Raw genomic sequence first — 21,793 nt, forward strand, 5'->3', positions numbered from 1 at the left:
GCAACCCTTCGTCAGCCGCCTGTGAAGGATGACCTGTCGGATTCGGGCTGGCGAAGTTGCCCGGCCGCTGCTGCGGCTTCACCCCAAGGACCACTCGGATCTCTCCGGCGGCCCGTCGTGCCTGGGTCCTCCACTCCTGCCGATGCACTTCTGTCGACCGGTCATCCGGGCAGCGGCAGGACTCGGCGTCCGCCCGGACCGCCCCGCCGCTTCTGGCGGGGGCTTGTCGTCGGAAGGGATCTTGACGCACTGATGTGCCAAAAGCCGAGCGGAATCGGTGCTTTGTGGGCTTACTCACCACTCACCCATTCGGGTGGACAGCCCTTTCTATGGAGGGGTGTCGAGGGTCCTGAGGACCTCCGCACCAGCACCGGAATGGTTGATTCCGCCCCGGAGGTACGCGCGTTGCGCAACTCCGGGGGGTCGGAAAGTACAGCCGCGAATACGCCATCCGGGGGTACACCGTCTGGTCCGTTTCGGTTCCGGCCCGGACGGCTCGTCAAATCCCTGCGTGACGCCGGGCCGGCGGGCGTACGTCAGGTGCCGGAGCCGGGCGGCAGGGCGACCCGGCCCGCCCGGCGTTCACCGTCCAGGATGCGCAGGGCCCGTGCCAGGGTCGGTGCGTGCACCTCGTGTTCGCCCCGCTGGTGCATCAGGGTCAGGGCGTCGCGCAGCGCTGAGGCCCTGCCGACCAGCGCCTGGGCCGCGCGCAGTCCGCGGTAGGTGTCGCCGGAGTGTGCCGGGTTGATGCGGCCGATCAGGTCGACCACCTCCAGGTAACGGTCGATCAACTCGGCCTCGGCCCGGGTCAGCGCCGGCAGCGGGGGCAACTCGGGCGGGAGCACGGCCGGTTCACCTCGCGCCGGATGTGCCGAGGGTCGACTTGCGGCTCGGGACGATCCGGTCGACCAGCCCGTACTCAAGGGCCTCCGGGGCATCCAGAATCTTGTCCCGCTCGATGTCCACCGAGATCCGCTCCCGGCTCTGCCCTGTGTGCTGAGCGAGCAACTCCTCCAACTGCGCACGGGTACGCAGCAGTTCGTCGGCCTGGATGGCCAGGTCGGACGCCTGCCCCTGGACCGGCTCGGAGAACGACGGCTGGTGGATCAGCACGCGGGCGCCCGGCAGCGCGTACCGCTTGCCCGGCGTGCCCGCCGCCAGCAGCACCGCCGCGGCCGACGCGGCCTGCCCCAGACAGATCGTCTCCACCTCGCAGCTGACGAACCGCATCGTGTCGTAGACGGCCGTCATCGCGCTGAACGAGCCGCCGGGGGAGTTGATGTAGAGCGAGATGTCCCGGTCGGGCGCCTGGTACTCCAGGTGCATGAACTGAGCCATCACGTCGTTCGCCGAGGTGTCGTCGATCGGCGTCCCGAGGAACACGATCCGCTCTTCGAGGAGCTTGGAGTACGGGTCCATGGTCCGCGTCCCCGAACTGGTGCGCTCGGTGAACTGGGGCAGGACGTAGCGGGCGGACGGTCGGGTCATGACACACGCCTCCTCCGGGAGAGATCCTGTAAAAATGTACAGGACGTACATGACGTTATGATGGGGAGCAGATTCTAGATCCACAGATCACAGCAGGTCAGAACGTGTTTACGCTGATCGTGAAGCAGGTTTCTCTCACGGCCATCCGGCATGTTCAGGCAGCCGCGTCGTCCTCGAAGCCGAGCAGAACCGTGAGGTGATCCGAGGCGGCGCGCAGGTCCTCGGGGCAGCACAGCCGACCTGTGCACGGAGCGACAGCAAGGGCCGTAGCCGCCGGCGCCGCCCCCGGCTCCGTGGTCGAAGGCCCGAGTGGGCCGAGGGGACGGTCGGCGCCGAAAGCCGGCCCGCCCGGGAGTCTGTCGGCGCCGTAGGCCTGCACGTCGATGACGGGTCATCAGGGAGAGAAACGTCCGGGACACTGCAAGTTGCGCGACGCCCGGTGCTCCTGTCGGGCGACGGACGTCCGGTCGGTGTTGAGGGTGCGCATCTTCCGAGGGCGGGGGCTGGCGGCACGGGTGTGGTTGCTCCCGTGCCGCGCGGCGCCCTCGTGATGTCAGGCGGTGCGCTTCACGTGGCGGACCAGCCACATCAGCAGGGCGTCCAGGTCGGCGGCGGCCGAGAGGACCCGGTCGACCGCCTCGGGGGTGTGCAGCCACTGGTCGCAGCCGAGGGGTCGGGCGGCGATCAGCGAACGGTGGCGCAGCAGGTGCGTACGGGAGTGGTCCGTCGGATAGCCGCGCGGGGGGCGTTTCATCACGTCCCCGGAGATGTCGTAGCCCTTCTTCCGTACGTCCTCGACGATGGCGGACAGTTCGCGGCCGCTGCCCTCGGAGGCGACGGCTTTGCGGAACGTGTCCACCTGGCCGGGATCGGGGTACCACCAGGCGCCCTGGATCCGCAGGCCGTCCAGGTCGAACCGGAGACCGATCTCGATCTTGCGGGCGAGCCGGATCACCGCGCTCTGGTGCTGCCACCACCAGGAGTCGGTGCGGTAGTGCCAGACGGAGAAGTCCTCGTACCGGGGGTCGGTGTCGGCGACCTCGTTGAGCAGGGCGATCATCGGCTGCCGGACCAGGCGCTCGCGGTCCGCGCGGCAGCGCTCGCGGATCGCCTGGGTCGGCTCGCCCTGGAGCTGCCACAACACGTCCATGGCCTGCTCCGGCCAGCCGGTGAACTGTTCGCGCATGCGCGGAGGGTAGCTCACCCGTGATCCGCGCGCGGAGAGCGAGACGGGCAGGGAGGCGTAACCCCAGACGTGGTGGAGGTGTTGCGGCAGGGCTCGCCGGCCGGTTCGGACTCCTCCTCCGGCTCGGGGCCCCCGCCGCCCTGCCCAGCACCCGGCACGGGCTCCTCGACTCCGCCATCCGCGTCGTCAGCGCAGGGGCGATCCTCGCCACCGGCTTCCTCTTCGGCCACTTCGTAGGCAGGCCGGTCCACCTCGTCTTCGGCGCGCTTCTCCTGCTGACCGCAGCCCTCTGGTCCACCTTCGGCACCCAGAACCGGCAAACCTCGGCTCGCCCCCTGCGCGCTACACCCCCGCACGCGGCGCCGCCCCCGCTGCGCCCACGCCGGGACGAGTCCGGCGGCCCGCATGCGAGTTGTCCCGGGCGGCGGGATGCGCAGACTCTCACGCCAACCGAAACCCAGTGAACGCTGCGTGGCCAAAGGTCCGGAAAGGGCGTTGCAGGCCCCGCTCGTCCCGTCCGACAATCTCACGGTCGCCACGGAGGCGGCGGCCGGGACTGGCACCACGCCTGCAGGTGTCCCCGCTCCGTGACGGAGGTCTGTGGTGCTGCGCATCCATTTCACCGCGGAGGATCTCGCCCGTACCCGGGTGGCCACTACCATCGGGGCCGCCGCGGAGACGTATTACAGCCTGGAGATGCTGTGCGGGCGTTCCCTCCCGTTGCCCTTTCAACGGTGGCGCGCCACGGTGGCCGGCCGGCTGGGCGAGGACGCCGGGCCACTCACCGCACTGCTGCCGGCCCGGGGCCCGGGCCTCGACCTGCTGGCGCTGGCCGGTGACTCGCCCGACATCGACCACGCCGTGGAGGCTCTGCTGCGGGCACCGCGCACCCTGGTACGCCGCGAACTGGAAGCCGTCACCGTCCGCCCCGCCCACATGCCGTGGGCGCGGGCCGTCGCCGAGGGGGACGCCGATGCCCGGCGGTTACTGGCGGCCGGCCTCGTGGCCTGTCACCGAGTGGCCGTCGCGCCGCACTGGGCAGCTTCCCAGTCACAGCTGGACGTCGTGCGGGCGCAGTACGCCCGCACGTTCCTCGAAGGGGGAGTCGACGCCCTGCTGGCCGCTCTGAGTCCTCCGCTGGTGCGCTGGCGCCCGCCCGTGCTGGAGATACGCTACGCGCGCCCGGTCGAGATTCACCTGGGCGGCAGAGGGCTGGTCCTGGTGCCAACTCTGTTCTCCTGGCGTCAGTTCAGCCTGCTGTACGACCCGTACGACGATGCGTCGGTGCCGCGGCTCACCGTACCGGCGGTGACCGACCCGGCCACCGGCGCCGCGCTGTGGCATCCCAGGGGCCCCGTGACCGACGACCCCCTGGGCTCCCTGCTCGGACGTACCCGGGCCGCCGCGCTGCGCGTGGCCGCCGACGGTTGCAACACCACCGAACTGGCCGCGCGACTAGGTGTCTCCCCGGCGGCCGTCAGCCAGCACACCAAGGCATTGCGCGAGGCACGCCTCATCACCACCAGCCGACACGGTGGTTCCGTACTGCACATGGCCAGCGCCCTGGGCCGGGAACTGCTGGACGGGAACCGATAGCGATAGCGCCGCGCACCGTGGCTGTGGGCCCTTAAGCCAGGGCTTAAGGGCGTAGCCGCCCATGCCGGCGGCCCGGAGCATTCATGGCGTTGACGTGTCCAAAGGATGCGCTCGGTGCCGAACTGCTGGAGGTACGCCGCCTTCGCCCGTCGGCCGAAGTGCTCACCGATCAAAAAGGAGAACGCCGATGATCAAGCATGCCCTGTCCCGGGCGACAGCGCTGGCTGGGGGAACGGCTGCAACACTGGCCATGACCGCCCTGCTTGCCGCACCTGCTCAGGCAACGGCAACCGTCTGGAACACCTGGGACAATCTGGCTTACGCCAATCACTGTCTTGATGGCAGTGTCTCCCAGGGGGCCCGTCTCAACACCTGCAACGGGAGCTCCTACCAGAAGTGGGACTACTTCTGGGACAGCAGCGCTCCGATCAGGCATTACCAGTCCGGACGGTGCCTCGACGGCAGTGTCTCCCAGGGGGTCCGTCTCGTGGCCTGCAACGGAAGCACGTACCAGAAGTGGCGTCCCACCGTCTCCACGGGCGAGATCAGGCATGTGCAGTCCGGACGGTGCCTCGATGGCAGCGTGTCCCAGGGTGTCCGGCTCGTAGCCTGCAACGGAAGCATCTACCAGCAATGGGTGTAGCCCTGCGCTTGGCGTGCGACGGCTCGCCCGAGGAGCCCGGCACACAGTGAGGGAACGCGTCCTCGGGATGCTCGCAAAGGCGCGGGCCCTGGAAAACCCGCCGGGGTGGCGAGGGTCTTGCCGGACAACTCGCGTCGGGTGGTGCGGTGCGTCCGTGCACCACCCGGCCGGGTCGTCGTCTTCGGAAATACCTCTCTGCGGCCTGGCGCGATCACTCGTGTCCCGCCGCACGAGCCCGTGCGGCCGGGGACGGTGCGACCGCTCGTCTACCGGTCCGTCCGGCCCTCGCCCACAGGCTCTTCCCCGTCGTGTTGGCGCAGGCACCCCTCGACGTGCCCCTCGACGATCCGGGTTTCGAAGGCGGGCTGAGGCGCGGTGGCGGGGCCGCGTAGCGCAGGCCATCGCCGCCCTGCCGGGAGCCCGGCCACGGCCCGCCGGGCTCGGCCCTCATCGTGGCTCGGGCTCGGTGAGGGTCTGTGCGCACCAGATCGTCTTGCCGTCGGTGGTGTGCCGGGTGCCCCAGCCCTGGGTGAGCTGGGCGACGAGCAGCAGGCCCCGGCCGCCCTCGTCGAAGGCGCGCGCCCGACGCAGGTGCGGTGCGGTGTTGCTGGCGTCGGAGACCTCGCAGATCAGGGAGGCATCGCGAATCAGGCGCAGCCTGATCGGGGGCTCGCCGTATCTGATGGCGTTGGTGACCAGCTCACTGACAACCAGTTCGGTGACGAATGACGCCTCCTCCAGGCCCCAGGCCTCCAGTTGGCCGAGGGCGAACTTCCTGGCACGCGGCACCTGTGCGGGGTCGGGCTCGACGTCCCAGTCGGCGACATGCTGGGGATCCAGCGCGTGAGTGCGAGCGAGCAGCAGGGCGGCGTCGTCGGTGCGGTGTTCGGGAAGCATGGCGTCCATCACCGTGTCGCAGAGGCCCTCCAGTGTGGTGGTCGAATGGTTCAGGACCCGCAGCAGTTCGTCGACCCCCTGGTCGACGTCGCGTTCACGGCTCTCCACCAGCCCGTCGGTGTAGAGGGCGAGCAGACTGCCCTCGGGCAGTTCGAGCTCGGTCGCCTCGAAGGGCAGCCCGCCGATGCCGAGCGGTGGTCCCGGCTGTGCGGGCGCTGGGGTCCTGGTGCCGTCCGGGGAGATGATCAGCGGTAGCGGATGACCCGCGCTCGCCATTGTGAGGCGGCGGGAGACCGGGTCGTAGACGGTGTACAGGCAGGTGGCCCCGAACTCGCCGGTCGGCTGGAAGCGGCCTGCGGGCTGGAAGTCGCTGGCGAGGTGGACGACCAGGTCGTCCAGGTGGGTCAGCAACTCGTCCGGCGGCAGGTCGACGTCGGCGAGCGTGCGGACCGCCGTGCGCAACCGGCCCATGCTGGCCGAGGCGTGCAGGCCGTGACCGACCACATCGCCGACGACCAGGGCGACCCGGGCACCGGAGAGCGGAATGACGTCGAACCAGTCACCGCCCACTTCCGCGTCGGTCCCGGCGGGCAGGTAGCGGGATGCCACCTCGACCGCCTCCTGGCTCGGCAGCCGCTGCAGCAGCAGACTGCGCTGCAGGGTCAGCGCGGTCGTGCGCTCGCGCGAGTACCGGCGGGCGTTGTCGATGGCGACGGCTGCCTTGGCGGTCAGCTCTTCGGCGAGGATGAGGTCGTCGGCGGTGAAAGCCTCGGGCCGGTCGCTGCGGGAGAACTCGACGACGCCGAGCAGGGCCCCGCGGGCCCGGAGCGGCACAGTGATCCGGCAGGTCAGCCCATCCGCGGCGATGGACTCGTCGATCAACGGGTTGCCCGGCGGCCAGTGGGCCGGGTCGGAGGCTAGCCCGGGCCCGAAGGCCCATTCGCCGCCCTCGCCGGGCTCGGCCGCGAGCTGAACCGTGGACCTGCCGGTTGCGATGCAGCGGGTGGCGACGGAACCGGGAGCGTGACTGACCGGCACCTGGTGCCCGGGCGCCCGGTCGGTGTCACTCTTCGCACTGTGCTGGGCGGCGCGACTGAGCGTGATGGCTTCGCCGGAGGCGGGCGGAAGCGGCGGTTCCTCTCCACGCAGCACCTCGTCGAAGAGATCGACGGTGACGAGGTCGGCGAATCCCGGCACCGGGGTCGTCGCCAGTTCCCTGGCGGTGCCGATCACGTCGAGTGTCTGGCCGATACCGCCGCTGGCCTCGTTGAGGATGAGCAGGCGCTGCCGGGCCCAGTACTCGGCGCTCATGTCGAATCCCCAGTTGGCGACCGCGCGGACCCTGCCCTCGGCATCCCGGACGGGCCACATGCTGGTGGCCCAGGCGTTGGCGTAGTCACTGCCGCGCGGGCGGAAGACGGTGATGAGACGCGCGGGCCTGCCCGTCCTCGCCACTTCGGAGAGCTGGTCGGTGTAGGGCTTGTCGTCCCTTTCGGGAAACAGCGAGCGGTCGAATTCGGGAAGCACCTCGCGGTACTTCTTACCGAGCACCTGCTCCTCGGAGTGCGCGATCACCCGGCCCGAGGAGGCGTTGATCCATAGAAACCGCAGCTCAGGGTCATAGACGCCCAGAGCGAAGGGACACTGCTCGAAGGCCAGGTCGGCGATCACCGGTCGGCGTTCCCAGCGCTGGACGGTCACCACGTGGCCCAATGCCCGCCCCGCGGGGCCGAGCAGCGGGTGAGTCGACACCAGAGCGTCCACCGTGGAGCCGTCCCGGTGGCGCAGAGGGATGAGCTCCGCGTGGTCGGGGCCGCTGCCGTGATTCTCGGGGAAACCGGGTGGCGGGGGAGCGGCCAGCAGGTCGGTCACAGGGCGCCCGACGGCGTCCTCCGCTGCCCAGCCCAGCAGCAGCCGCCCGCTCTCGCTCCAGCCGCTCACCATGCCGTCCGGGCCCACCACAAGCGCGGCAGTGCGGACATCCTGTCTTCCGGCCATGTCCACGCGCCACGCCTCCGTCCGGACAGCCGTGCTCCTCAGGGATGATTTCCAGCCGCCAGCTTTCAGCCTAGGTCCGCTTCCGCTCCACGGCGCCCTGGCCGATGCGTTCCTGACCGCCGGGTCGGGTGCGGGGCTGAGCGGGGCCGGCGCCTGTGCGCCTTGCTCGACAGCAGGCGCAGCACATCTACCGCAGCTGCTCACCCCTGCCACGCGCGGCAGGGGTGAGCAGAGGACGACGGGGCAGCGTTTCCGGCACCGTCCCAGCACGGGAATGGCAGGAAAGGCATCGGAGGCCCTACCTCCAAGAGTCGAGCCGCCGTGGGGGTAGACGCGGCGCGGTCGAGGCTGACGCCCCGACCGTGCGGACGAAGGTCGGCGGACCGGTCTCTGCCGACCCCGGTCCGCCGCACATGGCCTGGCATTCGGGACCGTCGGGACCGTCGGGCCGAGACCCACAAGATCAGGAGTTGGATGTCCCGTAGCCGGATCTGTGGCGCTCTTGGGCGGTCGGTGCAGTCTCGACGTCGGCACTCGGCTCCGATGTGCTGGGCTGCTCCCGGTACGACGGGGCCGGCCGGTCCCGTCCGGCGACCGGTGACAGCGACGAGCGTCCTGCCCCACCGCGCTCGCCGCGCTGCACGACGGGTGGCGGCTGTTCCAGGCGTCCTGGTCGCTGCCGCCGCAGTCCGGCCACGAGTACGACGTGTCCTTTCTTGAAGCACGAGTTCTTCTTCGAGAAGCCGGAGGAAGGCTCTCGCCCCTGACTCGGTACTGGAACTGCGGCGGACGGTTCCGGATCAGTAGCCGTAGATCATCTTGTAGGCGACCTCGGGGAGGAACTGTCCGGCCGAGGAGCCGGTTCCGGCGCCGCAGTTGCCGTCGGACTCACCCGGGACCTTGATCCACAGGAGCATCTCGGCGCCTCCGCCCAGCTGGGTGGAGGCGCCGATCCGGCGGCCTGAGGGGTTGCACCACTGGCCGTTGGAGCCGTTTCCGTTGCGACTGGTGTCCACGACGAACGGCTTGGTGTAGCCGTACCGGGCGTTGAGTTCACTGTTGACGGCGTTGCCGTACGCGGTGTTCTCGGCCGTGGTCAGGTAGTTGGAGACGTTGAGCGAGAAGCCGTGGGCCTGTCGGAGGCCGGCTTCGTGGAGGCGCCGGGCCATGGTCGCCGCGCTCGCCCAGGCCGGGTTGCCGGAGTCGAGATAGACCCAGGTGTTGGGGGCCTGGCGGTTGAACTCGGTGAGCGCGCCGGTGAGCATGGCCTCGCGTTCGTCGATCTGGGCCTGGTTCATACAGCCGTAGTCCCCGAGGGAGTCCGGTTCGAGGACGACGACGGCCGGGCGGCTCGCGATCCCGCCCGCGAACTGGGCGATCCAGTTCGCGTAGGCGGACGGCGAGGAGGCTCCGCCCGCGGAGTGCCCGCCGCAGTAGTCGCGGTTGTAGATGTTGTAGGCGACAAGGACGGGTAGCTTGTCCCGGGCGTCCGCGGCGCCTGCGTACGCGCCGGTGGCGTTGCCGATGGTGCCGCTCCAGGAGCCGAACCAGCGGGCCGTCGGCGTGTTGGCGATGGAGGCGTTGACCGCGGGTGCCCGGCCGTCGCCGGGGTTGGCCGTGGCCCACCGCTTCGCGCTGGAGTCGGGGTCCACGTAGAACCCGTTGGTCATGGTCGTCGGGTCGGCCGCGTGGGCGGACGGTGCGGCGACGAGTGCCAGCGGCAGCGAGGAGAGCGCTGCCATCAGGGCGAGCAGTCTGCGGCGCATGACGGTACCTCGTTTTCTGACAGGGATGCGTCCGATGGCCGGCGGTGAAGGTGGGGAGCGCTCTCATCGGACGCGCTCCCCACGGGACGGTCGGTCAGCAGGTCGAGTTGGTCTGGGTGAGGAGGCCGAGCCGCCACGGCAGGGTGTTGTAGTCGCCGCCCGCGTCGGGGTTCATGCCCTGGTAGAGGTACTGGAGTCGGCAGGCGGGGATGGTCAGGGTCTGGTCGTAACCGGCACGGATCATCTCGCCGTGGCTGATGTCCCTGGTCCAGGATCCTGACGGGAAGGCGACGTTGTTCGACTTGGCGAAGGGGTTGCTCTCGGACGCGGCCAGTGGTGTCCAGGAGCCGGCAAGGCTGGTCGTCGTCCAGGAGCGGAAGTAGCGTCGGCCGTCCGATCCAATGGCCTCGACCAGGAGCAGATACTGGTTGCTGCCCTGCACCTTGTACACGTTGCTCGCCTCGAAGAGGGCGTACTTGGAGTCCTGGGCCGCGATCACGGTGTTCGTGAAGCCGTTCGGGAACTGGCCGACGGTCGTCTGGGAGCGGTACAGATGCCCGTTGTCGTCGGAAGAGAACAGATAGCAGTTGGCGCTGTCGCAGATCACCCACATGTCGACCCAGTAGCCGTTGCCGATGTTCTGGCGGATGATGTCCGGCATCGACGAGTAGAAGTTGCGCGGTGCGCTCCACCCGTTCGGATTGCTGATATCGGGGTTGGTGGAGTACGACGCGTTGCCGGTCTGGTACACGAGGTACCACAGGCGTTGGGGCGCGTTGTAGAAGACCTGCGGCGCGGCCCGGTAGCCGGTGCCTATGGCGCTGCGGTCCAGATAGTGGTGCGTGGCCGAGCCGGCCTGCGACCAGTCACTGAAGTTCAGGTACACCAGGTTGTATCCGGAGGAGCTCGCGGTACTGGCGAACACGTGGTACTTGCCGTTGTACTGGACGACCGTCGGATCCTTGATCCCGGCGATGTTGTGGGTGGCGTCCGACTTCGGTGAGATCAGCGTCCCGCTGGAGCTCCAGGAGAAGCGGGAAGGCAGCGCGGCGGCGGACCCGGGCGAACGGGAGCCAGCCGACCGGGCGTCGGCCCGCCGTGTCGCGGCCGTGCCGCCCATCGAGGTGAGCGCTGACTGGTAGGCCGTTTTCTTGTTGCCGTTGCGGTCGAACAGCAGGGGGTTCTCCCCACTGCGCCAGGAGTCGCTGTCGCGGATGCCCCAGACCGTGATGCCGGTGCAGCGCGCCACGTTCATACAGGACCTGACGGTGTTCGCGTACGCGGTCGTCGGGGCCTGCGCGATGTCCAGTTCGGTGATCTGTACGTCCACGCCGAGGGCGGCGAAGTTCGTCAGCGTCGTCTGGAAGCTGGCGGGTGGACCGCCGGCGCCGAAGTGGGCCTGGAGGCCGACGCAGTCGATGGGAACGCCGCGTGCCTTGAAGTCGCGAACCAGGCGGTAGACACCCTGGGTCTTGGCGTCGCCCCAGTTCTCGATGTTGTAGTCGTTGTAGCAGAGCTTGGCCGCCGGGTCGGCGGTCCGGGCCGTGCGGAACGCCTCCTCCAGGAAGCCGTTGCCCAGCACATCCCGGAAGACCGAGCTGCGCAGTTGGCCGCTGCCGCCGTCGGCGAAGGCCTCGTTGACCACGTCCCAGGAGTGGATCCGGCCCTTGTAGCGGTTCATCACCGTGGTGATGTGGTTGTTCATCACGCCGCGCAGCGTGTTCGCGTCCCTGATGGAGCTGACCCAGCCGGGCAGCTGGGAGTGCCACACCAGCGTGTGGCCCCGCATGCGCTGACCGCGGGCCGCCGCGCGGTTCATGATCTGGTCGGCGGCGCCGAAGGTGAACTGTCCGCGGGACCGCTCGGTGGCGTCCCACTTCATCTCGTTCTCGGCTGTGACCGAGTTGAACTCGCGGTCCAGGATGCCGGTGTATGTGCTGTCGCCGAGTCTTCCGGCGGCCACGGCGGTCCCGAAGTAGCGGCCGGACTGGGCCGCTTGGGCCCCCAGGGTGCCGGCCTTGGCCTCCGGGCTGCCGGCCTGGACCCCCGGGGTGCCTGCCTTGGCCGCGTCGGGTGCGCCGGTCGCGGTGCCTGGCGTGATCAGGGCGGCCACGGCCACCAGGCCCAGGACCGAGGCTCGGCGTCGGCCGATCCGTTTCAGCGGATTCATGCTTCTCCTCGTACGGTCGGGTGCGAGTGGATGGTGCGGGGTGCGGGGTGCGGGGTGCGGGGTGCGGGGTGCGGGGTGCGGTATGCGGGGAGGGAGGGGCGGAAGGTTCAGGGGGTGGACAGCTCGGACCGGTAGCCCATGAAGAACCGCCAGTCGTTGCCCATGGCGAAGCGGGTCCCAGGCGGGTGGAGGTGACGCTGTCGGTGCCGTAGGAGAAGGTGCCGGGCCGGGACGCTCCGGGGACGGATGTCGGCGTTCGCCCGCAGCCAGAGGCGACCGTCCTCTTGGTGCCGGTGGTGCCGGTGGTGCCGGTGGTGCCGGTGGTGCCGGTGGTCCCCTTCATGGTCAGCCCGTCGACCATGACCGCCGAGTCACGCCGCCGTCGCCCTTGAGTCCAAGTTGACGCAGACATGACATATCCATGGCGTTCTCCTTGCGCGGCCGGACCGTTGTGGGTGGCGCGTGGAGCCGCCGACAGCTCCAGGGCTGAGCGGCGCGTGCCGTTTCGCGATGTCGGAGATCGATCGGCACGTCGAACACTCTGGATGATAGGAGCCCGGTACCGCCCGTCAATACCTCTCGCATGATTCGGTCTCTATGTCGAAATATTTCGCACAGTCGGTGGGCCGGAAGCGGTCGGAGCCGATCGCCTTGGGCGGTCTCGCGCCTGGTCGGCGCATGTCCGGAGCTGTTGCCTTGATTGCGGAGGCGTTGAATCCCAGGGTGTTGACATGTTCCGCTGCCTCTCTGTAGTCCGGGACGACCCTGTGGCGGAATGCACTTCGATCGGGAGAATGGCCGAATCTTGCGCTCATCCGCCATGTCAGGTACGCGACATTCAGCCACATCCTGTTCTCGGAAAGGGGAGTTACGTGAGCGCCACGGCAAGATCCCTCTTACGGCCCGCCGCGGTCGCGGTGCTGCTCGTCCTGACCCTGGGAAGCACCGTGCTACCGGCCTCCGGCACGGCTGCCGCCTCCGTGCGTACCGTTGCCGCGACCCCCGGTTGCGGCAAGGTGCCTACGCTGACGAGTGGTACGCACACGATTCAGACCGGTGGCAAGAACCGGAGTTTCATCCTGCGGATCCCGGACGGTTACGACCGTAACCGCCCCTACCGGCTGGTCTTCGGGTTCCATTGGCTGGGCGGCACCTCCTCCGACGTTGCCACGGGCCGCACCGTGGAGACCGGCACCTGGGCCTACTACGGGCTCCAGCGGCTGGCGAACAACAGCGCCGTCTTCGTCGCGCCCCAGGGTCTCAACAACGGCTGGGGCAACGCCGGTGGCGAGGACGTCACCTTCGTCGACGACATGATCAGGCATGTCGGCCAGGGTGGACGTCCGCCCCTCCCGATGGCGTGCGGGCCTCGGCCGCCTCACGGCCGGGGCGGCGCTGCTGACGGCAGTGGCCCTGCTGCCCTGGTTGTCCGGGAACGACCCCGCACTGACGGTCCTGCGGGCCCGCTCCGCCGACCAGGATCCGACCCCCACCCAGTTGGCCGCCGTACGTGAGCAACTGGGCCTGGACGAGGGACCACTCGCACATCTCGCGCACTGGCTGCGTGGGCTGACCCAGGGCGACGCGGGCACCTCCTGGGTATCCGGCGAACCAGTCCTGCCCCAGGTGACGAGCGCCTTCGCGGTCTCCTTCACACTGATGCTCGGCGCGTTCGCGGTCACGATCGCGGTCGCCGCACTGGTCAGCGCCCGCACCCTGTATCTGGGCTCCCGGCACCGGCTGCCCGGGAGCACAGGGGCCCCAGGGACCGCAGTCCTCGCCGCGCTGCCCAAGTTCCTCCTCGCCTCGATCCTCGCCACGGTGTTCGGCGTCTGGCTGGGCTGGTTCCCGTCCAGTGGATGGGAGGGGCCGTCGTCGATGCTGCTGCCCGCGCTCGCCCTGGGTGTCCCCTCCGGGGCGATGATCGGAGGTTTGCTCGACCAGTCGCTGCCCGCGGCCTTCCACGAACCGTGGGCCCGGACCTGGCGCGCCTACGGTTTCGCGCCCGGCCACATCGCCCGGCACGCGCTGCGTCGCACGCTGGCCGGTGTGCACCCACAACTCCTGCCCACCGTGGGGCCCTGGTCGGCGGTGCCGTCGCGGTGGAGAAGATCTTCAACATTCCCGGGCTCGGCCGCCTCGCCCTGGACGCCGCTATCGCCCAGGACCTCCCGCCCCTGCAGACCACGACACTGGCCTTGGTTGTCCTCGGTATCGCAGCCGGCCTCCTCATCCAGGCCTTGCGCCGAGCCCTCCTCGGTCCTGCCTTGCGGGACGGGGCCTTGCCCGCCCTGCACACGCCGGCCCTCCGATCAGGGCATTCCCCCCGCTGGGTCGCCGCAGTTTGTGCCGTAGTCCTGCTCACCCTGATCGTCGCCGGACTGCTCCGCGATCCCTTGCACGTGGACACGGCGGCTCGGCTGCTCCCGCCCTCGGCCGCGCACCCACTCGGCACGGATTCGCTCGGCCGTGATCTGCTGGCCCGATTGGGCCATGGGGCGCTGCGGACGGTGGGCGTGGCTCTCGCCGTGACGGCGGTGTGCACCGTCACCGGGCTGTTGCTCGGTATGGCGGCCCAGGTGGGCGCGGGCCTGACCGAAGTGGTGTCGACGCTGCCGGCGGTTCTCGCCGCACTGCTGACGACCGCGGTGACCGGCCCGTCGGTCTGGGGTGCCGCGTGCGCGGTCTGCCTGGTCGGCTGGACCCCCTACGCCGCCCAGGCCGCGGCACTGTACGAACAGGAACGAGCCAGCGGCCACATGCTTGCCTCCGTCTCCTTCGGCGCCGACCGCGCATATCTGCTCCGCCATCACCTGCTGCCCGCCGTGCTGCCCCCCGTACTGCGCAACGCGCTCCTGCGCCTGCCCACCACGGTCCTCGTGCTGGCCTCCCTCGGCTTCCTCGGTCTGGGCGAACAGCCGCCCACCGCGGAGTGGGGCCGCCTCCTGTCGGAGAACCAGCCGTACGTGGAGCTCGCGCCGTGGACCGTACTCGGCCCGGCATGCGCACTGGTCCTGTTCTCCGTTCTCGCCGTGTCCAGCACAGCCTTGGCCCCGACACGGAGCCGGCGCCGCCGGGCGGCGAACCGATGAGAAACAGGTCCTCGGGATGCAGCCGACCTGACACACCTGCCACTTGACCCCTCTGATGGGGCGGGGTCCAACTTTCGGATGGTCGGAGTCCAGGCTGTGCGGGCGATCCCGGGCCGAAAAGCGGCGAGGCTGATCACCAGCCCGTCCGCCCAGTCCCCGCGGACGGGATCAAACGCAACCGCGCGGACCTCCCACCGCGCTGGTGGGACGCCGAGAAAGAGGAGCTGACCGAAGAACGAGTCACGCCTGCGCGGCTGCGTCGACAGCGGTGGTCATGATGTGGCGGATCCGTTCGCGCAGCAGTTGATGCGTGCGGTCGTGATGGTTGCGTGGGTGCCACGCCATGCCGATGGTCAGGGGCGGCAGCACCAGGGGGATCGGGAACGTGCGCAGGTCGAGTGTGTTCAGCATCGGCCGTCCGAGTCCGGCCGGGGCGACGCTGACGACGTCGGTTTCGCGGGCCAGGAACAGCGCGGTCGCGACGCCGGGGACCACGGCCACCACATGTCGGCTCAGGCCCAGTTCGGCGAGCCGCTCGTCGATCGGGCCGCGGGCTCGGCCGCGTCGCGATACGACGATGTGGTTGGTGGCGGCGAACCGCCGCGGTGTGACGGTTTTCGCCCTCGCGAGTGGGTGATCCGGCCGGACAACGCCTATCAGCGTCTCCGTGAGAAGTGTTTCCGAGCGGATCTCCGGGTCACCGGGACGCACGATCCCGATCTCCAGATCCACCAGTCCTTCGCGCAGGGCCGGGGTGTCCTCAAGGTTCTCCGGCCGCAACCGCAGGGAGATGCCGGGCGCCTGGGTCCGTAGGTCGTCGATGAGGGACGGGATGAAGGTCGTGGACAGCATGTCGTCGACCTGTAGGTCGAACGTGCGCACGGCGGTTCGGGGATCGGCAGTGTTCGACGGTGCGAACAGTGCTCGAGCTCGGGTGGCGACAGCGTGCACCTCTCCGCGCAGTTCCAGGGCCCGGGGGGTGGGCACGAGGTCGCGTCCGGCCCGCACGAGGAGCGGGTCGTCGAAGGTGCGGCGCAGTCGGGCCAGAGCGCGGCTCATCGCAGGTGGCGAGGTGTGCAGGCGTGCCGCGGCCTTCGTCACGCTGCTCTCGGCGAGCAGCGCGTCCAACGCCTCGATGAGGTTCAGATCGACGTAGTCCATCCCGGATTATCACTTGCGAAAGTACTACCTATCAAGGTTGCACTGGTGTGAATCGGCTGCGTTTCCTAACGTCGAATCCACTCGACGACATGAAGGAGGTCGCGGTGGACATCCGCATCCGCATCCGCACGCCACGCGACAGCGGGCACCCTGACGTCGGCGGCCGCGGTGCCGACGTGACCGGGGAGGGGCCGCGCCAACACCGCCGGTGGCGACGGCGGACACGTTTCTCTACGACCCGCGCCGCCCGGTCCCGAGCCTGGGCGGCACCGTGCTCGCCGCCGCCTCCGGTGCCTTCCCTGGACCGGCCGACCAGGCGACCGTCGAAACATGCGAGGACGTGCTGTGCTTCACCACTCTCGTCCTCAAGCACGCCGTCGAGGTCACCGGCCACGTCACGCTGGTCGGTCGAGCTCGCCCGCACGACCCTGGAGGGCTTCGAACGTGGCGACGGGGGATGCGCCGGACGCCATGCCGGCCTGGCTGCGCTCACTTTTCGATCTGGACAGGACGGCCGCGCCGGCCCTGGCCGGCGTGGCCGTCGACCTGCGAATCACCCAAGTGGCCAACGACACGTGGGGCGTGCACGCCGTGCTGTCGTACGACGCCGTCCGGTGACCCCCACCAGATCAGCTACCGAACTCGATGTTCATCCGACGTCATGACCCCCCTTGTAAACCGTGTGAGAGCGAGTAGCGAGCAAACCGAATGACAGTTCATAACCATCCCATGACCAGCAGCGACGTAATCCCCGAAGCCCGCCCGCGCCGCATTTCCTTTGCGGAGGTGCGCGCCCGGATCGGCGAGCCCGAGGACATGATCAAACGCAAGGTCCACGACCGTCTGGACCTGCATTGCCGCCGTTTCATCGCCCATTCTCCTTTCCTGGCGATGGCCACGTCGGACGCCACGGGACTCCCCGACAGCTCACCACGCGGCGACTATCCGGGATTCGTCAAGGTCCTGGACGAGCGCACGCTCGCCATCCCCGACCGACCGGGCAACAACCTGGCCGACTCGTTTCGCAATCTCGCCGAGAACGACGGGATCGGGCTGATGTTCGTCGTCCCAGGAATGCGAGAAGTGCTGCGTGTCAACGGTCGTGCCTATCCCACCGACGAGCCGGACGTGCTCGCCCGGATGCGTACCGAAGGAAAGGAGGCCGTGCTGGCGATCGTCGTGGAAGTGACGGAGGTCTTCTTCCACTGCGGACGCGCGCTGATCCGTTCCCGGCTGTGGGATCCGGCGAGCCAGGCCCTGGCCGGGGAACTGCCGTCGATGGGCGAGATCGCCATCGACCAGATGGGGCTCGACGCGGATCCGACGGTGCTGGAAGAGATGCTCGAAGACGACTACCGGCACCTGTACTGAGGCGGTATGGCCATGCAACGAACAATCCTTGAAAAGGCAGAGCCGGTCGCCGAGGGGGCCGTTTCGCTCCTCCTGCGCGGCGCCGACGGCCCGCTGGCCCCCTGGGAACCTGGCGCCCACATCGATCTGTCACTGCCCAACTGGCTGACCCGGCAGTACTCGCTGTGCGGGAACCCGGCCGACCTCGACACGTACCGTGTCGCCGTCCGTCACGACCGGCTCAGCCGGGGCGGCTCGGAGTACATCCACCTGTTCCTCGACGAGGGCCGCACACTCGAGGTCTCGGTGCCACGCAACAACTTTCCCCTGCTGCCCGCCCCGGAGTACCTGTTCCTCGCCGGCGGGATCGGCATCACCCCCATCGTGCCGATGCTGACGGCGGCGGTCGACGCGGGCGCCTCGGCGACGCTGGTGTACATGGGCAGGTCCCTCGCCACCATGCCGTTCGCCGACGAACTGCGGGCCGCGCACGGCAGCCGGGTGCGCATCCACGCCACCGAGCGGCACGGCAGGCCCGACTTCGCCGCCGAGGCGGCGGCGTTGGGCCCTCGGACGCTGGTGTACTGCTGTGGCCCCGAGCCGATGCTCGACGCGGCCGAGGCGGCGTTCCCCGCGCAGCAGCTGCACATCGAGCACTTCCGGCCGGTGGCCAAGGAGTTCGGACCCGACAAGCCCTTCGATGTGCGCTGCGTCCGGTCGCAACGGACCGTCCGGGTCAGTGCGGAGGACTCCATGCTGGCCGCGTTGAGCCACGCGGGATTCCGCATACCGTCCGGATGCCGTGAAGGGGTCTGCGGCAGTTGCGAGATCGTCCTCGTCGACGGAGAGCCGGAGCACCGCGACGACATCGGCGCCCCGCCGGGTCGTATGTACTGCTGCGTTTCACGGGCGCTGTCGTCCGGCCTCACCGTCGACCTCTGACCCGATCTGTACCACGCCTCATGTGCCGCACGCCGTGAGCGCCGACCATCTCTGGAGGGATGCCCCATGACCGCCCATCCGCATCTGACGACCAGGGCCGGTTGCTTGTGATCGACTGGCTCGATCTGGCCGAATCGGTCATCGCCTCACCGTGGTTGTACGCGGTGCTCGTCGCGGTGTCCTTCCTCGACTCCTTCCTCCCGCTGATCCCGAGCGAACCCGTCGTGATCGTCGCGGGGGTCTACGCCGCGACCGGTGAGACCGACATCGTGCTCGTCATCGCCGCCACGACGCTCGGTGCCCTTCTCGGCGATCTCGTCCCCTACGCGGTCGGACGCCTGCTGGGTGAACGCATACTCAAGCGCCTGCCACCGGGCTCCAAACGCCGGACGGCACACGACTGGTTCGCCCGCGAACTCGACGCCCGCGGCGGCTTCATCCTGGTGACCACACGGTTCATCCCGGTGGGGCGCTACCTGGCCACCTTGTCGACCGGACTCGTCGGCTACCCGTTGGGCACATACGTACTGTTCGTCGCGTTCGCCACCGCCACCTGGAGCGCCTACACCGCTCTCACCGGCTATTTGGGCGGCGTCGTGTTCCAGGAGAACACGCTGCTGGCCATCGCCGTCGGTGTGGGGCTGGCGGTCGTGGTGACCGGTGTCATCGAAGGCGTACGTCACCTCCGCCGCCGCAGGACCGCCGTCGCAGCGGACACCGCCGTCGACTGACTCCGGTTGTGACCGCCGCTGGACCCGACGTCCCGCGGGAAGGGTGGCACGTTCAGACCGTACCTGTTACCTTCCCCTCCGATCATACATTCAGTCATGACATGTATGAATGGAGCCAGTATGCGGGGAAAGACGGCCGTGGTGCTCGGCGGTAGCGTGGCGGGGCTGTGCGCCGCGGGAGTGCTCGCGAGGCATTTCGACGAGGTGATCGTCCTGGAACGGGACCGGCTCCCGCCGGACGCGCAGCATCGGCGGGGCGTGCCGCAGAGCAAGCACCCGCACTTCCTCCTCAACTCCGGGCGTCGCGCGATTGGCGAGATCTTTCCTGGGTTCGAAGAGGCACTGATCGCTGCGGGCGGGATGCGCCTGATGCCGTCGATGGACGCGGCGTACTGCGAGAGCAACGGCTGGGCCCCGCGCAAGGCCGGGTCGATGACGATGGTCTACAGCTCCCGCGTGCTCATCGAGCGGGTCCTGCGCGACAAGGTCCGCGAGGTCCCGGCCATCGAGATCCGCGAGGGCGTGACCGTCACCGGACTTCGTTCCACCGGGGGCGGCACCGCGCGCGGGCGCGTCGAGGGAGTCGAGTACCGCGCGGGCGACGACTCGGGCCACCTGTCCGCGGACCTGGTCGTCGACGCACTGGGGCGCGGCTCCTCCGTCGCCGACTGGCTGAGCACGGCGGGATGGCCGGCGCCGCCGGAGAAGACCCTCGACGCCAAGGTCACCTACACGTCGCGGTGGTACGACCTGCCGCCCGCCGACCGGCGTCCACAGGCGTGGTGGTGGAAGCACCTGGTCGTCACTCCGACCCAGGACACCGGCGACCATCCCGAGGAACACGAGTTCCTCAGCAACTTCTTCCCGATCGAGGGGAACCGCGCCATCGTGTGCATGGGGGCATGGGGCATCCGGATGCCGCGCGAGGTCGACACCTTCGAGGCCGCGGTCGACCGCGTGCGGGCCAGGTCCTTCGGGCAGGCGTCGCGTGCCTGCACTCCGACCTCCGGGGTGCACCTCACTCGTTCGACCGGCAACAAGTGGCGCCGCTTCGACCTGCTCGACCAGCCCCCGCTCGGGCTGGTCTGCGTCGGTGACTCGATCTGCGCGTTCAACCCGTTCTACGCCCAGGGGATGAGCTCGGCGGCCCGCTCCGCGCTCATCCTCGCCGAGATGCTGCACGGCCACGACGTCCTCGACCTCGCCTTCATCCGCGAGTTCCTCACCCGGCAGAAGAAGTCACTCGACGTGCCCTGGATGCTCGCGATGGCCCGTGACCAGGCATATGACTTCGCGACCGGGAGTGAGGTCGTCGCTCCCTGGCGCCGCAAGCTGGCCGCGCGCCTCAGCTGGCCGGTCTTCAACGCCATCAACGCCACGAGCCGCGAGGACGCCTACGTCGAGCGGACGTTCGCCCAGGTCTTCAACCTCGACATGTCACTCAGGGAGATGACCACCGATGTGCGGTTCTGGTTCGGCATCGCGCGCTACAAGGTGCGTCAGCGGCTCGGACGCACGGTCGTGCCCGGTGGGTTCGACGACCAGCAGGATCCGCCCGGCACCGACTTCACCGGCCAGGCCCGCGCCGGCAATTCGCCGTACGCCGAGACCGACCTCGTCAATGACTGACCCGAGGAGCAAGGAATGAGCTTTTCGTGCGACTCAGCGGCCGAGCGCCTCGCTGGAAGGCTCGGCTTCTCCTGCCATGACGCCGATCCCATCGTGGACTTCCGCAACCCGTTCGGCCTCGAGAACGGCACCATGCCATTCCTCGAGCTGCTCATCATCGGCGGTGCGGTGTTCGCCCTCGTCCATGCGTGGCGGCGGTGGCGGCGCGACGGCGACCCGGTCAACATCTCGCTATGGTTCGCCTCGCTCGTCTACCTGGCGGTGATCGAGCCGCCGCTCTACTTCCCGAGCTGGTTCGGCCTGGAGGAGCACGTCGGGTTCATTTTCTCCCACAACGTGTTCACCGTGCAGTTCATGTACGACCGGCTGCCGCTCTACATCGTGGCCTTCTATCCGGCGCTGTCACAGCTCGCCTACGAGGTGGTCCGCGCTCTCGGCATCTTCGCGCGACGAGGTCTCCTTCTCGGTTCGCTGGCAGTCGCGTTCACCTGCCAGGTGTTCTACGAGATCTTCGATCAGCTCGGACCTCAGCTGAAATGGTGGGCCTGGAACCCCGGCAACGAGATGATCAACGAGCCGGCGCTCGCCTCGGTCCCGATGAACAGCATGTTCCTGTTCGCCTCGGTGTCCTTCGGCGCGATGACCTACCTCGTCGTCCGACTGGTCGGCGCGAAGGATGGCCGAGGCACGCTCACCGGCCGGCAGACCAGCCTGCGCACCGTGGTCGCCGGCGCCCTGACACCTTTGGCGATGACGATCGCCGGCGTGCCCAGCAACCTCTTCCGCGGTGGGGACCACCTCGGGATCCAGCAGGCCATCCTCGGCGCCGAGCTCGCCCTGGTCTGGATCGTCGGCCTCTACCTTCTCGCGGACGCCTGGCGTGCGCGGCGAACAGATCCAACTCCGGTGGCGTCGCCGCTGTTCGCGCGGATCTATCCGGCGCTGTACCTCGGCGTCCACATCGTCCTCTGGCTGGTCGCACTGCCGGCCTACTTCGCGGCGTCCAATGGCACCACCGAGCACGGCACGCCGATCGGCAGCCTGTGGTACGCGGTGATGTGCACCGTAGCCGCAACCGGGCTCATCGTGGCCGTACTCCGCGCGACCATGTCCCGACGGGCCACGGAGCCTGTGCGATCCTGAG

15 protein-coding genes, 4 pseudogenes and 1 riboswitch are annotated in these 21,793 nt (G+C 69.1%); of the genes and pseudogenes, 11 read left to right on the plus strand and 8 right to left on the minus strand.

The annotated features are described in order from the left end of the window. Position 1 precedes the first annotated feature (1 nt). A riboswitch (cyclic di-AMP (ydaO/yuaA leader) is annotated at positions 2 to 188 on the minus strand. 348 nt (positions 189 to 536) lie between these two features. The 3 genes from AB0D14_RS04220 to AB0D14_RS04230 form a co-directional block, all read right to left on the minus strand. After that, positions 537 to 845 carry a hypothetical protein gene (locus tag AB0D14_RS04220; RefSeq protein ID WP_362774395.1) on the minus strand — a complete coding sequence of 103 codons (309 nt, stop codon included), beginning with the start codon at positions 843 to 845 and terminating at the stop codon, positions 537 to 539. A gap of 7 nt (positions 846 to 852) precedes the next feature. Continuing rightward, a complete protein-coding gene (locus AB0D14_RS04225; RefSeq protein WP_362774397.1) occupies positions 853 to 1,488 on the minus strand; it encodes an ATP-dependent Clp protease proteolytic subunit in 636 nt (211 codons plus the stop codon). Between the two features lie 553 nt (positions 1,489 to 2,041). After that, on the minus strand, positions 2,042 to 2,674 hold the full coding sequence (locus AB0D14_RS04230; protein WP_362774400.1) for a DUF2461 family protein: 633 nt from the start codon (positions 2,672 to 2,674) through the stop codon (positions 2,042 to 2,044). A gap of 603 nt (positions 2,675 to 3,277) precedes the next feature. Between AB0D14_RS04230 and AB0D14_RS04235 the strand changes: the two genes are divergently transcribed. Further along, positions 3,278 to 4,270, plus strand: coding sequence for a helix-turn-helix domain-containing protein (locus AB0D14_RS04235; RefSeq protein WP_362774403.1), 993 nt, complete (start codon positions 3,278 to 3,280; stop codon positions 4,268 to 4,270). Between the two features lie 187 nt (positions 4,271 to 4,457). Next, positions 4,458 to 4,913 (plus strand): RICIN domain-containing protein, encoded by a 456-nt coding sequence (locus AB0D14_RS04240; protein WP_362774406.1) that lies wholly within the window; start codon positions 4,458 to 4,460, stop codon positions 4,911 to 4,913. A gap of 447 nt (positions 4,914 to 5,360) precedes the next feature. Here the strand turns inward: AB0D14_RS04240 and AB0D14_RS04245 are convergent, their stop codons facing one another. Beyond that, positions 5,361 to 7,808: a SpoIIE family protein phosphatase gene (locus AB0D14_RS04245; protein WP_362774409.1), complete on the minus strand. Its 2,448-nt coding sequence runs from the start codon at positions 7,806 to 7,808 to the stop codon at positions 5,361 to 5,363. A 491-nt stretch (positions 7,809 to 8,299) separates the two neighbouring features. On the opposite strand from AB0D14_RS04245, the pseudogene AB0D14_RS04250 reads away from it, so the two are divergent. Continuing rightward, positions 8,300 to 8,575 (plus strand): annotated as a pseudogene (locus AB0D14_RS04250) (hypothetical protein). Between the two features lie 33 nt (positions 8,576 to 8,608). On the opposite strand, the gene AB0D14_RS04255 reads toward AB0D14_RS04250, so the two are convergent. The 3 genes and pseudogenes from AB0D14_RS04255 to AB0D14_RS04265 form a co-directional block, all read right to left on the minus strand. Continuing rightward, entirely contained in the window at positions 8,609 to 9,574 is a 966-nt protein-coding gene (locus AB0D14_RS04255) for a glycoside hydrolase family 6 protein (RefSeq protein ID WP_362774412.1), read from the minus strand. 94 nt (positions 9,575 to 9,668) lie between these two features. After that, on the minus strand, positions 9,669 to 11,744 hold the full coding sequence (locus tag AB0D14_RS04260) for a non-reducing end alpha-L-arabinofuranosidase family hydrolase (RefSeq protein WP_362774415.1): 2,076 nt from the start codon (positions 11,742 to 11,744) through the stop codon (positions 9,669 to 9,671). A gap of 131 nt (positions 11,745 to 11,875) precedes the next feature. Next, positions 11,876 to 12,143, minus strand: a pseudogene (locus AB0D14_RS04265) (xylosidase); the annotation flags it as partial. 536 nt (positions 12,144 to 12,679) lie between these two features. On the opposite strand from AB0D14_RS04265, the pseudogene AB0D14_RS04270 reads away from it, so the two are divergent. Both AB0D14_RS04270 and AB0D14_RS04275 read left to right on the plus strand, forming a co-directional pair. Beyond that, positions 12,680 to 13,066 (plus strand): annotated as a pseudogene (locus tag AB0D14_RS04270) (cellulose-binding protein); the annotation flags it as partial. Position 13,067: 1 nt separating this feature from the next. Next, positions 13,068 to 14,836: pseudogene (locus tag AB0D14_RS04275) on the plus strand (ABC transporter permease subunit). A gap of 240 nt (positions 14,837 to 15,076) precedes the next feature. Here AB0D14_RS04275 and AB0D14_RS04280 read toward each other — a convergent pair. Further along, the gene (locus AB0D14_RS04280) at positions 15,077 to 15,997 is read right to left on the minus strand and encodes a LysR family transcriptional regulator (protein ID WP_362774418.1); all 921 of its coding nucleotides are present in this window, start codon (positions 15,995 to 15,997) and stop codon (positions 15,077 to 15,079) included. A 444-nt stretch (positions 15,998 to 16,441) separates the two neighbouring features. Between AB0D14_RS04280 and AB0D14_RS04285 the strand changes: the two genes are divergently transcribed. The 6 genes from AB0D14_RS04285 to AB0D14_RS04310 all read left to right on the plus strand — a co-directional run bounded on the left by AB0D14_RS04285 (position 16,442) and on the right by AB0D14_RS04310 (position 21,792). Then, on the plus strand, positions 16,442 to 16,615 hold the full coding sequence (locus tag AB0D14_RS04285) for a hypothetical protein (protein WP_362774421.1): 174 nt from the start codon (positions 16,442 to 16,444) through the stop codon (positions 16,613 to 16,615). A 111-nt stretch (positions 16,616 to 16,726) separates the two neighbouring features. Continuing rightward, entirely contained in the window at positions 16,727 to 17,368 is a 642-nt protein-coding gene (locus tag AB0D14_RS04290) for an MSMEG_1061 family FMN-dependent PPOX-type flavoprotein (protein WP_362774423.1), read from the plus strand. A gap of 12 nt (positions 17,369 to 17,380) precedes the next feature. Beyond that, positions 17,381 to 18,289 carry a PDR/VanB family oxidoreductase gene (locus AB0D14_RS04295; RefSeq protein ID WP_362774425.1) on the plus strand — a complete coding sequence of 303 codons (909 nt, stop codon included), beginning with the start codon at positions 17,381 to 17,383 and terminating at the stop codon, positions 18,287 to 18,289. 107 nt (positions 18,290 to 18,396) lie between these two features. Further along, positions 18,397 to 19,020 (plus strand): DedA family protein, encoded by a 624-nt coding sequence (locus tag AB0D14_RS04300; RefSeq protein ID WP_362774670.1) that lies wholly within the window; start codon positions 18,397 to 18,399, stop codon positions 19,018 to 19,020. A 120-nt stretch (positions 19,021 to 19,140) separates the two neighbouring features. Continuing rightward, positions 19,141 to 20,649 carry a hypothetical protein gene (locus AB0D14_RS04305; RefSeq protein WP_362774428.1) on the plus strand — a complete coding sequence of 503 codons (1,509 nt, stop codon included), beginning with the start codon at positions 19,141 to 19,143 and terminating at the stop codon, positions 20,647 to 20,649. Between the two features lie 15 nt (positions 20,650 to 20,664). Then, the gene (locus tag AB0D14_RS04310) at positions 20,665 to 21,792 is read left to right on the plus strand and encodes a hypothetical protein (protein ID WP_362774431.1); all 1,128 of its coding nucleotides are present in this window, start codon (positions 20,665 to 20,667) and stop codon (positions 21,790 to 21,792) included. The last annotated feature ends 1 nt before the right edge of the window (position 21,793 follow it).

The organism is Streptomyces sp. NPDC048484 (genome assembly GCF_040651415.1).
GTDB lineage: Bacteria > Actinomycetota > Actinomycetes > Streptomycetales > Streptomycetaceae > Streptomyces.